16 protein-coding genes are annotated in these 13,896 nt (G+C 72.1%); 2 read left to right on the plus strand and 14 right to left on the minus strand.

The window, feature by feature from the left end; all coding sequences use genetic code 11:
* Nucleotides 1-88: 88 nt before the first annotated feature.
* Entirely contained in the window at nucleotides 89-1,297 is a 1,209-nt protein-coding gene (locus tag ASE68_RS14490) for a hypothetical protein (RefSeq protein ID WP_055860078.1), read from the plus strand.
* Here the strand turns inward: ASE68_RS14490 and ASE68_RS14495 are convergent.
* The 10 genes from ASE68_RS14495 to glmS form a co-directional block, all read right to left on the minus strand.
* Nucleotides 1,288-1,818, minus strand: coding sequence for a DUF4190 domain-containing protein (locus tag ASE68_RS14495; RefSeq protein WP_055860081.1), 531 nt, complete (start codon nucleotides 1,816-1,818; stop codon nucleotides 1,288-1,290). The two genes, ASE68_RS14490 and ASE68_RS14495, sit on opposite strands and share 10 nt — an antisense overlap.
* Before the next feature lie 4 nt (nucleotides 1,819-1,822).
* Entirely contained in the window at nucleotides 1,823-2,458 is a 636-nt protein-coding gene (locus ASE68_RS14500) for a DUF4190 domain-containing protein (protein ID WP_055860084.1), read from the minus strand.
* A gap of 28 nt (nucleotides 2,459-2,486) precedes the next feature.
* The gene (locus ASE68_RS14505; protein WP_082462385.1) at nucleotides 2,487-2,984 is read right to left on the minus strand and encodes a DUF4190 domain-containing protein; all 498 of its coding nucleotides are present in this window, start codon (nucleotides 2,982-2,984) and stop codon (nucleotides 2,487-2,489) included.
* 205 nt (nucleotides 2,985-3,189) lie between these two features.
* Complete coding sequence (gene tsaD / locus ASE68_RS14510) at nucleotides 3,190-4,245, minus strand: tRNA (adenosine(37)-N6)-threonylcarbamoyltransferase complex transferase subunit TsaD (protein WP_055860090.1); 1,056 nt, start codon at nucleotides 4,243-4,245, stop codon at nucleotides 3,190-3,192.
* Nucleotides 4,242-4,793 (minus strand): ribosomal protein S18-alanine N-acetyltransferase, encoded by a 552-nt coding sequence (gene rimI / locus ASE68_RS14515; protein ID WP_082462275.1) that lies wholly within the window; start codon nucleotides 4,791-4,793, stop codon nucleotides 4,242-4,244. The genes tsaD and rimI overlap by 4 nt, the downstream gene beginning before the upstream one ends.
* A complete protein-coding gene (tsaB, locus tag ASE68_RS14520; protein ID WP_055860092.1) occupies nucleotides 4,790-5,413 on the minus strand; it encodes a tRNA (adenosine(37)-N6)-threonylcarbamoyltransferase complex dimerization subunit type 1 TsaB in 624 nt (207 codons plus the stop codon). Before tsaB ends, rimI begins: the two co-directional genes overlap by 4 nt.
* A gap of 9 nt (nucleotides 5,414-5,422) precedes the next feature.
* Nucleotides 5,423-5,995, minus strand: coding sequence for a tRNA (adenosine(37)-N6)-threonylcarbamoyltransferase complex ATPase subunit type 1 TsaE (tsaE, locus tag ASE68_RS14525; RefSeq protein WP_055860094.1), 573 nt, complete (start codon nucleotides 5,993-5,995; stop codon nucleotides 5,423-5,425).
* Complete coding sequence (gene alr / locus ASE68_RS14530; RefSeq protein WP_055860096.1) at nucleotides 5,992-7,143, minus strand: alanine racemase; 1,152 nt, start codon at nucleotides 7,141-7,143, stop codon at nucleotides 5,992-5,994. Before alr ends, tsaE begins: the two co-directional genes overlap by 4 nt.
* On the minus strand, nucleotides 7,140-7,505 hold the full coding sequence (locus ASE68_RS14535) for a holo-ACP synthase (RefSeq protein ID WP_055860098.1): 366 nt from the start codon (nucleotides 7,503-7,505) through the stop codon (nucleotides 7,140-7,142). Before ASE68_RS14535 ends, alr begins: the two co-directional genes overlap by 4 nt.
* 19 nt (nucleotides 7,506-7,524) lie before the next feature.
* On the minus strand, nucleotides 7,525-9,375 hold the full coding sequence (glmS, locus tag ASE68_RS14540; protein ID WP_055860101.1) for a glutamine--fructose-6-phosphate transaminase (isomerizing): 1,851 nt from the start codon (nucleotides 9,373-9,375) through the stop codon (nucleotides 7,525-7,527).
* A 180-nt stretch (nucleotides 9,376-9,555) separates the two neighbouring features.
* Between glmS and coaA the strand changes: the two genes are divergently transcribed.
* The gene (gene coaA, locus ASE68_RS14545; protein WP_055861448.1) at nucleotides 9,556-10,461 is read left to right on the plus strand and encodes a type I pantothenate kinase; all 906 of its coding nucleotides are present in this window, start codon (nucleotides 9,556-9,558) and stop codon (nucleotides 10,459-10,461) included.
* A 15-nt stretch (nucleotides 10,462-10,476) separates the two neighbouring features.
* Here coaA and glmM read toward each other — a convergent pair whose 3' ends face one another.
* From glmM to truA, 4 genes are all read right to left on the minus strand, one after another.
* A complete protein-coding gene (gene glmM / locus ASE68_RS14550; RefSeq protein WP_055860104.1) occupies nucleotides 10,477-11,844 on the minus strand; it encodes a phosphoglucosamine mutase in 1,368 nt (455 codons plus the stop codon).
* A 21-nt stretch (nucleotides 11,845-11,865) separates the two neighbouring features.
* Nucleotides 11,866-12,351, minus strand: coding sequence for a 30S ribosomal protein S9 (gene rpsI, locus ASE68_RS14555; RefSeq protein WP_055860106.1), 486 nt, complete (start codon nucleotides 12,349-12,351; stop codon nucleotides 11,866-11,868).
* 41 nt (nucleotides 12,352-12,392) lie between these two features.
* On the minus strand, nucleotides 12,393-12,839 hold the full coding sequence (gene rplM, locus ASE68_RS14560) for a 50S ribosomal protein L13 (RefSeq protein WP_055860108.1): 447 nt from the start codon (nucleotides 12,837-12,839) through the stop codon (nucleotides 12,393-12,395).
* Between the two features lie 135 nt (nucleotides 12,840-12,974).
* Nucleotides 12,975-13,853: a tRNA pseudouridine(38-40) synthase TruA gene (truA, locus tag ASE68_RS14565; RefSeq protein ID WP_055861451.1), complete on the minus strand. Its 879-nt coding sequence runs from the start codon at nucleotides 13,851-13,853 to the stop codon at nucleotides 12,975-12,977.
* Nucleotides 13,854-13,896 lie beyond the last annotated feature (43 nt).

The raw sequence follows: 13,896 nt of genomic DNA on the forward strand, positions 1-13,896 counted from the left end.
GCGAGAGTGCTAAAACGAGTCTAGGCGCGATTTGGCACTCGTGCAACGTGAGTGCCAACCCGTGGGAGCAGGGTGCTAGCGTGGCCGGGTGGACCGCTCCGAGCTCGTCGAACTGCTTTCTCCCGAAGGGCTGCGACTGCTCGACTCGCTGCCCGAATGGCACGCGAAGGCCGATGTCGTCTCGGCCGTGTCCGACCTGCGGCGGCAGGGCCACTCCCCCTCGCTCGTGGCCGCGGTGCTCACCCAGTCCAGGCTCCGCGCCAAGGCCCGGGCCAAGTTCGGCGAGTTCTCGACGCGCATGCTCTTCACCGAGGCCGGCCTCGAGCAGGCCACCCGGCTGCGGGTCGCCGCACTGCACGCCGGCCGCTTCTCGCGGGCGGGCATCCGTCACGTGGCCGACCTCGGATGCGGCATCGGCGGCGACTCGCTCGCCCTCGCGGCCGTCGACCTCGAGGTGACCGCGGCCGAGGCCGACGAGGTCACCGCGGCCATCGCCGCCTTCAACCTCACGCCGTTCGAGCAGGCCCGCGTGCTGCACACCACCGCCGAAGAGGTGCACCTCGGCGGCATCGGCGGCGCGTGGCTCGACCCGGCACGCCGCGTCACGAGCGGCGGGCGCACCAGGCGCCTCGCGGATGCCGCGGACTACACGCCGAGCCTCGACTTCGCGTTCGGCCTGGCCGATCGCATGGCCGTCGGCGTGAAGCTCGGGCCCGGCACCGACCGCGGCGTCATCCCGGCCGATGCCGAGGCGCAGTGGGTCTCGGTCGGCGGCGACGTCGTCGAGCTCGGCGTCTGGTTCGGCGCCGTCGCGCGCCCCGGCATCCGTCGCGCCGCCCTCATCGTCGGCGAGCACGGCGCCGACGAGCTCACGGCCGCCGCCGACAGCGAGGACGCACCCGTCGGCCCGCTCGGCGACTACCTCTACGAACCCGACGGCGCCGTGATCCGCGCTCGGCTCATCGGCGACCTCGCTCGGGCGCACGGGGCGTGGATGCTCTCGGCGGGCATCGCGTACCTCACGGCCGACACGGCGTTCCAGTCGCCGTTCGCGCAGGGCTTCCGGGTGCTCGAGCGGCTCCCGGCCGACGAGCGCCAGCTGCGCCAGGCGTTGCGCGCCCGCGACATCGGAACCCTCGAGATCAAGAAGCGCGGCATCGACATCGACCCCGCGGTGCTTCGCACGAAGCTCAAGCTGCAGGGCGCGGCATCCGCGACCCTCGTCATGACCCGTGAAGAGGGACGCCACGTCGCCCTGCTGGTCGAGCGCCTGCCCCGCGAGCCCGCTCAGATCTGAAGCGTGCCGAACACGATCGCGTAGTAGCCGATCCACACGGCCGAGAAGACCAGGCCGCCGACGCCGGTGCCGATCGCGACGAACGCGAGCGTACGGCCGGTCTCCTCACGGCGCAGCCCCAGCACGCCGAAGATGATCGCGACGATCGACAGCGGCAGCATCCAGCCGACCAGGAGCGACGCCGCAGCCCCGATGACGCCGAAGACGGCACCGACCCAGCTGTAGACGCGGCGCTGGGTCTCTTCCTCTTCGACGTCGTCGGATGCCTCGGCGAACGCCTCGGGCCGGTGCACGATGAGCAACTGACCCGTCGGCACCGTGCGCAGCTCGCCCGTGTCGAGCGGCATGTCCCACTTGCGCGGTGCGACCGCCATCGGCATGGCCGCCCCCTCGACCGACGGGGCCGCAGCGCGGAGCGCGGACTCGTCGATCGGCCGCCGCGGCGCATCGGCACCGGGCGCCTCGACGGAGGCATCCGGAACCGAACGGGGCCGCAACGGCTCCTCGGGGGGCAGCGTCATGCGATCAGTAGTAATACGGGTCCGCGGATGCGAAGATCAGCGCCCAGAACAGCAGCGAGATCAGGCCGATCGCGATGCCGACGAACCCGAGGATGATGCCGGTGAGCCACATGCCCTTCGCGGCAGGCTCGCGCTTGCGGCCGATGAAGCCGAGCACGACCGCCGCCGCCGGGATGAAGATCTGCATGATGCCGCCGACGAACGGGATGAACACCACGAAGAACCCGACGAGCCCGACGATGCCCGCGATGAGCGAGATGAGGCTGTAGACCGGCGTCGCCTTCGCGGGACCCGCCGGAGCGTACGACGGCGAGCCGGCGGATGACCCGGGCGCGCCGTATGCCGCGGCCGCGGGAGCGCCGTATGCGGGCGGTGCCGCGGGCGGCGTGCTGCCGTAGGCGGGCGGGGCGGCCGGCGGGGTGCTGCCGTAGGGCTGCGCGGCCGGAGCGGGATCCGACGCGCCGAACGAGGGCGGAGCCGGAGGCTCGGGCGCGACCGGGGGTTCCGGCGCTGCCGGCGGCTCGGGCGCGGCGGGCGGGATCGGGGCGCTGGGCACCTCGGGCACGTCGGGCGCGCTCGGCACGTCGGGCGTCGACGCGGTGGGATTCGTGCCGTCGGCGGGAGTCGTCGGATCGCTCATGGTTCGACCTTCCGTGATGAGGGGTGGATCAGTACGTGTAGTCGTACGACGCCGAGAGTGCGGCGAGGAACACGAAGAAGACGATCGTGACGATGATCGTGATCACGATGCCGATGTAGCCGATGACGAGGCCCGCGATCGCCATGCCGCGGCCCTGCTCGGCCGTCTTCTTGATCTGGCTGAGGGAGATGTGTCCGCAGACGATGCCGACCAGGAACCCGATGCCCGTGAAGAAGCCGATGATCGAGGCCACGAGCGAGACGATCGCGAGCACGTTGGTCTTCGCCGGGGCCGGCGCGCCGTAGGCGGGCGCGGTCGCGGCGTACGCTCCGGTGGCGCCGTAGGCGGGCGCCGCGGGAGCGGGCGGGGCGGCGTATGCCGGTGCGGCAGGCGCAGCCGGAGGTGCGGGCGGGGCGGGCGGTGCGACCGGCGGAACCGGAGCCGCCTCGGGCGCGGCCGGAGCCGCGGGTGCCGCGGGGACCTCGGGCGTCTCGCCGGACGGGTTGGGAACGTTGGGGTCGGTCACGGTCGTCTCCTCGATGCTGTACCGAACACGATGGGACAACCGCGCCGGATCGAATGCGTGCGGGAGCGACGAATGCCCCCGTTCGCCACTTTAGCGCGGCAGCTCCGCCGCGCGCATCCCATGACGACGGGCCCGGACGCCGCGACGAACGCGGCCGTCACCGCTGATGCGGGCGGGGCGACGAGCGGGGCCGGGGCCACCGGTCTCAGGCGACCTGCACCTCGGTCGCGGGCAGCGTCGAATCGGCACCGAACGACAGGCCCGACGGGGCGTGCCCGGCCATGATGAGCTGCGCGCCGAGCGCCGCGATCATCGCCCCGTTGTCGGTGCAGAGCGACAACGGCGGCACGCGAAGGGCCACGCCCGCGGCGTCCGCCCGCTGCTGCGCGAGCTCCCGCAGTCGCGCGTTCGCCACGACGCCGCCGCCGAGCAGCAGGCGGGGCACGCCGAGCTCGGTGCACGCGGCGATCGCCTTGGTCACGAGCACATCGGCGACGGCCTCTCGGAAGCTCGCCGCGACATCCGCCACCGGTACCGGCTCGCCGGCCGCCTCGCGCTGCTCGACCCAGCGGGCGACGGCCGTCTTCAGGCCCGAGAAGCTGAAGTCGTGGCGGTGGGCCGCCTGGTCTTTCGGCTGCGTGAGTCCGCGCGGGAACCGGATCGCCGAGGGGTCGCCGCCGATCGCGGCCCGATCGATCTCGGGGCCGCCCGGGTAGGGCAGGCCGAGCACGCGGGCGACCTTGTCGAAGGCCTCGCCCGCCGCGTCGTCGATCGTCTCGCCGAGCAGCTCGACGTCGGAGACGAGGTCGCGCACGAGGAGCAGCGACGTGTGCCCGCCCGAGACGAGCAGGGCGATCGTCGGCGTCTCGAGCGGCGCATCGGCGTCGAGCAGGTCTGCGCCGACGTGGCCCACGAGGTGGTTCACGGCGTAGATCGGCTTCTCGATCGCGAGGGCGAGGGCTTTGGCCGCACCGACGCCGACCATGAGGGCACCCGCGAGTCCGGGCCCGCTCGTGACGGCGACGGCGTCGAGATCCTCGAGCGAGACACCGGATGCCGCGAGCGCGGCGTCGATGCTCGGCCCGAGCGCCTCGAGGTGGGCGCGGGCCGCGACCTCGGGCACGACGCCGCCGTAGCGCGCGTGCTCGTCCATCGACGAGGCGATGACGTTCGCCAGCAGGGTCGTGCCGCGGACGATGCCGACGCCGGTCTCGTCGCAGGAGGTCTCGATGCCGAGCACGAGCGGGGCGTCGCGGTTCATCGCGCTCCTCGGGGGGTCGTCGCGGTGCCGCGGCCGGGCCGTGCGGGCGTCGACGCGGCCGCCGCCGGCTGCGCCACCGCGTCGGGCACGTCGAGCCGCATGCTGATCGCGTCGACGTTGTCGGGCTGGTAGTAGCCGCGACGCACGCCGATCTCGACGAAGCCGAGCGAGTCGTAGAGCGCCTTGGCGATGGGGTTGTCGGCGCGCACCTCGAGGAACACCCGCGAGACGCGCATGCGACGGGCATGCGTGATGAGCGCGTGCATGAGGCCGCGGCCGAGGCCGATGCCCCGCGTGAACGGGGCCACGGCGATGGTCTGCACGTCGGCGTCGCCGGTGCCGGCCGGCGCGTAGAGGCCCGCGTAGCCCATGAGCCGCTGTTCGGGCTCGGCGTCGTCGTCGACGGCGACGAGGTAGTAGCCGTGCTCGCCCTCGATCTCGGAACGCATGAGCTGCTCCGACCAGGCGTCGGTCACGAAGGTCTCCCGCTCGAGAGCCATGATGGCCTCGACGTCGGCGATGCGAGCCCGCCGCATCAGCACGCTCATCGGAGCACCCGCTTCTTGCCGACCGAGGGGGTCACGTCGGGCGCGCGCAGGTAGAGCGGTGCGTCTCCCGTGAGCGGAAGCCGACCGGCCGCGAACGCGAACTCGGCGATCATGCCGATGCCGCCGGCCGAGACGAGCGTCGCGTCGAGCCTCGTGCCCGTGCGCTCCGGCACGGCGTTGCGCGGCACGAGCACGGGCCCGTGCACGCGGATCGGCAGTCCGTCGGCGTCGATGCCGTCGTAGTCGGACACCGCGAACTCCCGCCGGCGCGCGTCGGTCACGACCTGCATCGGTCCGGCGCCGCCGTCGCGATACCAGGTGTAGGCGACGGCGTCGTGGCTCACGACGGGAACGAAGGGCCTGCGGATGCCGAGGGCGAACGCGTGCGCCGCGGCGATGCCGACGCGCAGGCCGGTGAACGGACCGGGGCCCATGCCCGCGGCCACGCCCGACAGCCGGGCGGGCGGGAGGTGGGCGGACTCGAGCGCCTCGCGGATGAGTTCGCCGACGACCTCGGCGTGCCGCATGGTGTCGGCCGTGCCGACCTCGGCGATCACGCCGGCGTCATGGTCGACCACGGCGACGCTCGTGCCCGTCGAGGTGTCGATCGCGAGCAGCATGCCTCAACCCTACCGAGCGTCGGCGTAGGCGGTGCCCGCCCAGCGCGGACCGAAGCCTCGCAGCGTGATGACGCGCGGCTCGTCGGCACCGAGGAACTCGGCGTCGCCGGGGTCGGCCCGGGTGCCCGGGTCGCCCGGGGCGCCCGCGGCGCCTGTGTCGTCGCCGAACAGGCCGGCCGCGGCATCGGCCACCGCAGCACCCTGCGGGCGCTCGATCTCGACCTCGAGCCACGACGCGCTCACGTCGTCGAGGAGCCCGGCCCCCCACTCGACCACGACGACCGAGCGCGCGAAGTCGAGGTCGAGGTCCTCGAGCAGCTCCGCGCTGCCGAGGCGGTAGGCGTCGACGTGCACGAGCGGCGCACCGCCGACGAGGCTCGGATGGGTGCGGGCGAGCACGAACGTCGGGGACTGCACGGGTCCGCGCACGCCGAGGCCGGCTCCGAGGCCCCGCGTCAGCGTCGTCTTGCCCGCGCCCAGCGGCCCCGAGAGGATGAGCAGGTCGCCGGCGACGAGCCCGGCGCCGAGGTCGCGCCCGAACTCCTCCATGGCTGCGGCATCCGGAACCTCGGCGCGGATCATGCCCCGCTCCCGAACGTGCGGGGCACGCGGTGGCCGATGCGCGTGACGATCTCGTAGCCGATCGTGTCGGCCGCCTCGGCCCAGTCGTCGGCCGACGGGGCGCCGGTCGCGGGGTCGCCGAACAGCACGACCTCGTCACCGACGGCGACCTCGTCGTCGCCGACGTCGACCACGAACTGGTCCATGGCGATGCGGCCCACGATCGGTCGACGGCGCCCGGCGAGCAGCACCTCGGCGCGCCCCGACGCGTGGCGCGGGATGCCGTCGGCGTAGCCCAGCGGCACGAGCGCGAGGGTCGTCGGGCGCTCGGCGCGCCACGTGTGGCTGTAGGAGACGCCGACCCCCGCCTCGACGCGGCGGACCGCGGCGACGCAGGCGCGCAGCGTCATGACCGGCCGCAGCCCGAGGTCGGCCGCCGTCGTGCCGTCGCTGTACGGCGCGATGCCGTAGGTGCCGATGCCGACGCGCACGAGGTCGAAGCGCGAGTCCGGCAGGCGCACCGCGGCGGCGGTCGAGGCGAGGTGGCGCACCTCTGGCCGCAGTCCGGCAGCGGATGCCGCGGCGAGCGCCGACTCGAACGCGTCGAGCTGGGCGCGGTCGGCGTCGGCATCGGTGTTCGCGAGGTGGCTGAAGACGCCGCGCACGCGGATGCCGCCCTGCCCCTCGAGGATCGCGGCGAAGGCGACGACGTCGGACCACTCCTCGGGCGGCACGCCGTTGCGGCTGAGCCCCGTGTCGATCTTGAGGTGCACCGCCGCCGGTGTTCGTGTCGGCCGCGACTCCCGCGATGCCGCGACCTGCGCCGCGGCATCCGCGACCCGTCGAAGCTGGTCGAGCGAGGAGACGCCGAGGTCCACCTCGCGCTCGATGGCCTCGGCGAACGGCGCGTCGGGGCCGTGCAGCCAGGCGAGCACCGGTGCGCCGATGCCCGCGTCGCGCAGCTCGAACGCCTCGTCGAGGTCGGCCACGCCGAGCCAGGCGGCCCCGGCGTCGAGGGCGGCGCGCGCGACCGGCACGGCGCCGTGGCCGTAGGCGTTCGCCTTCACGACCGCCATGACCGCGGCCGGCGCGGCCTGGGCGGCGAGCGCGGCGATGTTCGCGCGCACGGCGTCGAGGTCGACGGCGGCCTCGCGGAACGGCACGGTCACTGGGCCGCCCCGCTCGCCTCGAGGATCACGAAGGCGCTCGCGATGCCCGCGTCGTGGCTCATCGAGAGGTGCACGCGGTCGATGCCGAGCGCGGCGACGTGCTCGGCGAGGCCTCCGCTGAGCGCGAAGTCGGGGTTGCCTTCGGCATCCTGCACGACCGTCATCTCGTGCCAGCGCACGACCGCGTGTCCGCCGAGCGCCTTGATCAGCGACTCCTTCGCGGCGAATCTGGCCGCGAGTGAGCGAGCGGGGCGTCCGCGTTCGCTCTCAGCGAACAACCGCTCGACGAGCGCCGGCGTCCGCGCGATCGACCGCTCGAACCGCATGATGTCGACCACGTCGATGCCGATGCCGACGATCACGCGAACGCCTCCGCCGGGCTCACTCCACCGTCACCGACTTCGCGAGGTTGCGCGGCTGGTCGACGTCGAGGCCCTTGGCCTGCGAGAGCTCCATCGCGAACACCTGCAACGGCACCACCGCGAGCAGCGGCTCGAAGAGCGGCGCGGCGAGCGGGATGCGGATCACCTCGTCGGCGTAGGGCAGCACCGCGGCATCGCCGTCCTCGGCGATCGCGATCACGCGGGCACCGCGCGCACGGATCTCCTGGATGTTCGAGACCACCTTCGAGTGCAGGTTCGCCGACCCGCGCGGGCTCGGCACCACGACGAACACCGGCTGGCCCGGCTCGATCAGCGCGATCGGGCCGTGCTTCAGCTCGCCCGCCGCGAAGCCCTCGGCGTGGATGTACGCGAGCTCCTTGAGCTTCAGCGCACCCTCCATCGCGATCGGGTACCCCACGTGGCGGCCGAGGAAGAGCACCGACCGCGTGTCCGCCATCCAGTGCGCCAGCTCGGCCACGCGCTCGGACTGGCCGAGCGCCGTCTGCAGCTTGTCGGGGATCGCCTGCAGTTCGGCGAGCGCCTCGCCGAGCGCCTCGGACGACACGGTGCCGCGCACGCGCGCCAGGTGGAGGCCGAAGAGGTAGAGCGCCGTGATCTGCGCCACGAACGCCTTCGTCGACGCGACCGCGACCTCAGGACCCGCATGGGTGTAGACGACCGCGTCGGACTCGCGCGGAATCGTGGCGCCCTGCGTGTTGCAGATCGAGATCGTGCGCGCACCCTGCTCCCGGGCGTACTTCACGGCCATCAGGGTGTCCATGGTCTCGCCGGACTGGCTGATCGAGAGCACGAGCGTGTCGTCGTCGATCACCGGCTCCCGGTAGCGGAACTCATGGCTGAGCTCGATCTCGACCGGCACGCGCGCCCACTGCTCGATCGCGTACTTCGCGACCTGGCCGGCGTACGACGCGGTCCCGCAGGCCACGACGATGATGCGACGGATGCCGCGAAGCTCGTCGTCGCCGAACGACTCGAGCTCGGGGATCCGCACCTCGCCGTCGACGATGCGGCCGCGCATCGTGTTCGCCACCGCGTCGGGCTGCTCGGCGACCTCCTTGCGCATGAACGAGGACCAGCCGCCCTTCTCGGCGGCCGAGGCGTCCCACGCCACCTCGAACGACTCCACCTCGACGGGTGCGCCGTCGAAGTCGGTGACCGTGACCTCGTCGGCGGTGATCGCGACGATCTGGTCCTGGCCGATCGCCACGGCGCGCTTCGTGTACTCGACGAAGGCCGCGACATCCGACCCGAAGAAGTTCTCGCCCTCGCCGAGACCGATCACGAGCGGGGAGTTGCGGCGCGCGCCGACCACGAGGCCGGGAGCGTCTCGGTGCACCGCGAGCAGCGTGAACGCACCCTCGAGGCGATTCACCACCTGCTGGAACGCCTGGCGGAGGTCGCCCGTACGACGGACCTCACGGCCGAGGAGCACCGCGGCGACCTCGGTGTCGGTCTCGGACTCGAACGTGAAGCCCTCTTCGAGGAGTTCGTGCTTGAGCTCGGCGAAGTTCTCGATGATGCCGTTGTGGATGAGCGCGAGGCGCCCGTCGTCGCCGAGGTGGGGGTGCGCGTTCTTGTCGGTGGGGCCGCCGTGGGTGGCCCAGCGCGTGTGGCCGATGCCCGTGCGACCGACGTGCAGCGGGTGCGCCGCCAGCTCGTCGGCGAGCACCTGCAGCTTGCCTGCGCGCTTCGCCGTCTCGATCGCGCCGTCGTCGTCGACGATCGCCACTCCCGCCGAGTCGTAGCCGCGATATTCGAGGCGCTTCAGGCCTCCCATGAGCACGTCGACGCTGCTGCGCTGCCCGACGTAACCGACAATTCCACACATGGGCTCGATTGTACTTGGGCCCGCTCGGCACCGGCCCCGCGAGCGGGAAGGCGGATGCCGCGGCCGGCCCTGCATGAGGACGGATGCCGCGACCCGGCGCCTCGTCGACGCCGACACTAGACTGTCGAGGTGCCGGACCCGCAGACCTCGTCGACTCCCATCGCGCAGATCTCACCGTTCATGGAGCTCCCCCGGGCCGACTGGTCGGAGCTCGCACCATCGGTGCCCGCACCGCTCAGCGAGACCGAGATCGTGCAGCTGCGCGGGCTCGGAGAGCCCCTCGACATGAGCGAGATAGCCGAGGTGTACCTGCCGCTGAGCCGGCTCCTGAACCTCTACGTCGGCGGCACCAAGGCGTTGCGCAGCGCCACGGGCGAGTTCCTGCGCGAACGCGTCGAGACCACGCCCTTCGTCATCGGCGTTGCCGGTTCGGTCGCGGTCGGCAAGTCGACCATCGCGCGCGTGCTGCGCGAGCTCCTCGCGCGCTGGGAGCACACGCCCAGGGTCGAGCTCATCACCACCGACGGCTTCCTGTTCCCGAACGCCGAGCTCGAGCGGCGCGGACTCATGGCGCGCAAGGGCTTCCCCGAGTCCTACGACCGACGCGCCCTGCTGCGCTTCGTCAGCGAGGTCAAGGCCGGCGCCCCCGAAGTGCGGGCCCCCTTCTACTCGCACCTGGCGTACGACATCGTGCCCGACGCGCAGATCACCGTGCGCCGACCCGACGTGCTCATCGTCGAGGGACTGAACGTGCTGCAGCCGCCCGGGCCCGGTCATCGACTCGCCGTCAGCGACCTGTTCGACTTCTCGATCTACGTCGACGCGCGCACGAGCGACATCGCGCGCTGGTACGAGGAGCGCTTCCTCAAGCTCCAGCGCGGTGCGTTCACGAACCCGCGCTCGTACTTCCACCGGTACGCCAGCCTCACCGAAGACGAGGCGCGCGCCCGAGCCAGCGAGATCTGGCGCACCATCAACGAGCCGAACCTGCTGCAGAACGTGCGCCCCACGCGGTCGCGGGCCTCGCTCGTGCTGCGCAAGAGCGCGGACCACACGGTGTCGACCGTGCTGCTGCGCAAGCTCTGAGTCGCGCCTCGCGGGTCAGACGGCCAGCGAGAGTCGAGCCTCGACGACCGCCGCGAGCGATGCGGCATGGCGCTCGGCATCGTCCTGGCTCTGCGCCTCGACCATGACGCGCACCATCGGCTCGGTTCCCGACGGGCGCAGCAGCACTCGGCCGGTGTCGCCGAGCTCGGCCTCGACCGCGGCGACCGCGGCCGCGATCTCCTCGTCGCCGGCGAGCGCGTGGTGGTCGACGCCGCGCACGTTGACGAGCACCTGCGGGTAGACGGTCATGACCGACGCGAGTTCGGCGAGGGACTTGCCGGTGCGGGCCATCTCTGCGACGAGGTGGAGACCCGTCAGCACGCCGTCGCCGGTCGTCGCGAACTCGCTCATGATGACGTGGCCCGACTGCTCGCCGCCCAGGGCGAGCTTCTCGGCGGCCAGGGCTTCGAGCACGTACCGGTCGCCGACCTTGGTCTCGATGACGCGGATGCCGCGATCGGCCATCGCCCGGCGCAGGCCGAGGTTCGACATGACGGTCACGACGAGCGTGTCGTCGGTGAGGGCACCGCGTTCCTGCATGGCCACCGCGAGGATCGCCATGATCATGTCGCCGTCGATGATGTTGCCGTCGGCGTCGACGGCGAGGCAGCGGTCGGCGTCGCCGTCGTGGGCGATGCCCAGGTCGGCGCCGTGTTCGAGCACGGCCGCCGCGAGGTGGTCGAGGTGCGTCGAGCCGACCCCGTCGTTGATGTTCATGCCGTCGGGGTCTGCGCCGATGACGGTGACGGTGGCGCCGGCGTCGCGGAAGGTCTCGGGCGAAACGCCCGCGGCCGCGCCGTGCGCGCAGTCGAGCACGACGTGGATGCCGTCGAGACGGTTCGGCAGCGTGCCGAGCAGGTGCACGACGTAGCGGTCCTCGGCGTCGGCGAACCGCCGGATGCGACCGACGCCGCCGCCGATCGGAGCGAGCTTCTGCCGGCCGAGGTAGGACTCGATGCGGTCCTCGACCTCGTCTGGCAGCTTCGTGCCGCCGAACGAGAAGAACTTGATGCCGTTGTCGGGCGCGGGGTTGTGCGACGCCGAGATCATGACGCCGAAGTCGGCACCGATCGAGTCGATCAGGAATGCCGTGGCGGGCGTCGGGATGACCCCGGCGTCGAGGACGTCGACACCGGAGCTCGCGAGGCCGGCCGAGACGGCTGCGGTGAGGAATTCACCGGAGACGCGCGGATCGCGCGCCACCACCGCGACGGGTCGACGACCCGCAGCGCGGAGTTCATCGGCGTGCCTGCCCTGCGTGAGCACGGCGGCAGCCGCCTGAGCGAGGCCCAGGGCCAGGTCAGCCGTGAGTTCACGGTTGGCCAGGCCCCGGACCCCGTCAGTTCCGAAGAGCCGAGGCATTCGGAGTTCCGGAGCGCTGGATCAGCGCTTCGAGAACTGGGGCGCCTTGCGGGCCTTCTTGAGACCGGCCTTCTTGCGCTCGATGACGCGGGCGTCACGAGTGAGGAAGCCGGCCTTCTTCAGGGCTGCGCGGTTGTTCTCGCGGTCGATCTCGTTGAGCGCACGAGCGATCGCGAGACGCAGTGCACCGGCCTGGCCCGAGGGGCCGCCGCCGGTGATCTTGCCGACCACGTCGTACGAGCCGGTGAGCTCGAGCACGGTGAACGGGTCGGTGATGAGCTGCTGGTGCAGCTTGTTCGGGAAGTAGTCGGCGAACGCACGGCCGTTGACCGTGATGTTGCCGGCGCCCGGAACGACGCGCACGCGCGCGATGGCCTGCTTGCGACGGCCGACGGCTGCGCCGGACACGTTGAGCACGGCACGGGGGGTGGTGGGAGCCGCCGCGGGGGCGCTCTCGGTGGTGTAGCTCTCCGGAGCCGCGTCGAGCTGGTCTGCGATCTTCGCCATGGTGGTGTGAATCCTTTTCGAGAACGTCGAGGGTGCCGGAATTACTGGGCGACCTGGGTGAGGGTGTACGGCTTGGGCTGCTGAGCCGCGTGCGGGTGCTCCGCGCCTGCGTAGACCTTCAGCTTCTTGAGCTGGGCACGACCGAGCGAGTTCTTCGGGAGCATGCCGCGGATCGCCTTCTCGACGGCGCGGACGGGGTTCTTCTCGAGGAGCTCGGCGTAGCCGACGGCCTTGAGGCCGCCCGGGTAGCCCGAGTGGCGGTAGGCCTTCTTCTGGAGGAGCTTCTGGCCGGTGAGGGCCACCTTCTCGGCGTTGACGATGATGACGAAGTCACCGGTGTCCATGTGGTTCGCGAAGGTCGGCTTGTGCTTGCCGCGCAGCAGGGCTGCGGTGTGGCTCGCGAGTCGGCCGAGAACGATGTCGGTGGCGTCGATGATGACCCAGTCGCGCTGGATCTCGTTCGCCTTGGGGGTGTAGGTGCGCGTCACTGTCGTGCTGCTTTCTGATCGAGTGAGGGGTTCGTGAATCCCACTCCGTGGGTGTTCGACCGCGATGCGGACGAGCCGCCCGGTGGAGGGCTCAACTTCGGGTGCCGACGCAGAGGGCGGCACCAAAGAGACAGCCTAGCCGATGACCCCGTCAACGTGCAATTCGCGTCGTGCCCTCGTCTGCGCCGCACGCGTCGCGAGCTCGTCGTCCTCAGGGTATCCGACCTCGGTCAGCACGAGGCCCTTCGCCGGCATCACCTTGAATGCGCTCGTGCGCTCGGTGGCGCGCAGCAGCACCAGCGGGTCGGATGCATCGAGCCGCCCCTCCCCCACGGCGACGCAGGCACCGACGAGCGCGCGCACCATCGAGTGGCAGAACGCATCGGCCTGCAGCGACGCCACGAGCACGCCGTCGGCGCGCCGCCGCCACCCGTAGCGCTGCAGGGTGCGGATCGTCGTCGCCTCCGCCCGCGGCCTGCAGAAGGTGGCGAAGTCGTGGAGCCCGAGCAGCGAGCCGGCCGCGGCATCCATCGCCTCGACGTCGAGCGATCTCGGGTATGCGACGGTGCTGCGCCGCGTGAGCGGGTCGCGCAACGCCGACGTGTCGGCGACGAGGTACTCGTAGCGCCGCCAGAGGGCCGAGAATCGCGCGTCGAACCCGGCCGGGGCGAGGTCGGCGCTCGTGATCACCACGTCGGCGTCGGCACCGAGGATGCCCGTGATGCGACGGGCGAGCACTCCCGCCTGGCCTGCTTCCTCGTCGGAGCGCCCGCGGCGCGGCCTCGCGACGGTCGCGAGCGCCCGCGCGGGGACGTCGAGGTGGGCGACCTGTCCGCGCGCATGTACCCCGGCGTCGGTGCGCCCCGCGACCGTGAGCCTCGGCTGAGCACCCGTGCGCCGGAACAGCGTCGCGAGCGCCTCCTCGAGGACGCCCTGCACGGTGCGCAGCGTCGGCTGACGGCCCCAGCCGCTGAACTCGGTGCCGTCGTACGCGATGCCGAGCCTGATGCGCACGACGGATGTCGCGGCCGCGCCGAACCTGTCGACTGCGACGGAT

Origin of the sequence: Agromyces sp. Leaf222 (genome assembly GCF_001421565.1) — a bacterium.
Lineage (GTDB): Bacteria > Actinomycetota > Actinomycetes > Actinomycetales > Microbacteriaceae > Agromyces.

What these genes read in the sequence shown, in the direction of transcription:
- ASE68_RS14495 (WP_055860081.1), bottom strand. Translation starts at nt 1,818, where the DNA reads ATGACGCTGCCCCCCGAGGAGCCGTTGCGGCCCCGTTCGGTTCCGGAT.
- ASE68_RS14500 (WP_055860084.1), bottom strand. Translation starts at nt 2,458, where the DNA reads ATGAGCGATCCGACGACTCCCGCCGACGGCACGAATCCCACCGCGTCG.
- tsaD (WP_055860090.1), bottom strand. Translation starts at nt 4,245, where the DNA reads ATGAACCGCGACGCCCCGCTCGTGCTCGGCATCGAGACCTCCTGCGAC.
- rimI (WP_082462275.1), bottom strand. Translation starts at nt 4,793, where the DNA reads ATGAGCGTGCTGATGCGGCGGGCTCGCATCGCCGACGTCGAGGCCATC.
- tsaB (WP_055860092.1), bottom strand. Translation starts at nt 5,413, where the DNA reads ATGCTGCTCGCGATCGACACCTCGACGGGCACGAGCGTCGCCGTGGTC.
- tsaE (WP_055860094.1), bottom strand. Translation starts at nt 5,995, where the DNA reads ATGATCCGCGCCGAGGTTCCGGATGCCGCAGCCATGGAGGAGTTCGGG.
- glmS (WP_055860101.1), bottom strand. Translation starts at nt 9,375, where the DNA reads ATGTGTGGAATTGTCGGTTACGTCGGGCAGCGCAGCAGCGTCGACGTG.
- coaA (WP_055861448.1), top strand. Translation starts at nt 9,556, where the DNA reads ATGGAGCTCCCCCGGGCCGACTGGTCGGAGCTCGCACCATCGGTGCCC.
- glmM (WP_055860104.1), bottom strand. Translation starts at nt 11,844, where the DNA reads ATGCCTCGGCTCTTCGGAACTGACGGGGTCCGGGGCCTGGCCAACCGT.
- rpsI (WP_055860106.1), bottom strand. Translation starts at nt 12,351, where the DNA reads ATGGCGAAGATCGCAGACCAGCTCGACGCGGCTCCGGAGAGCTACACC.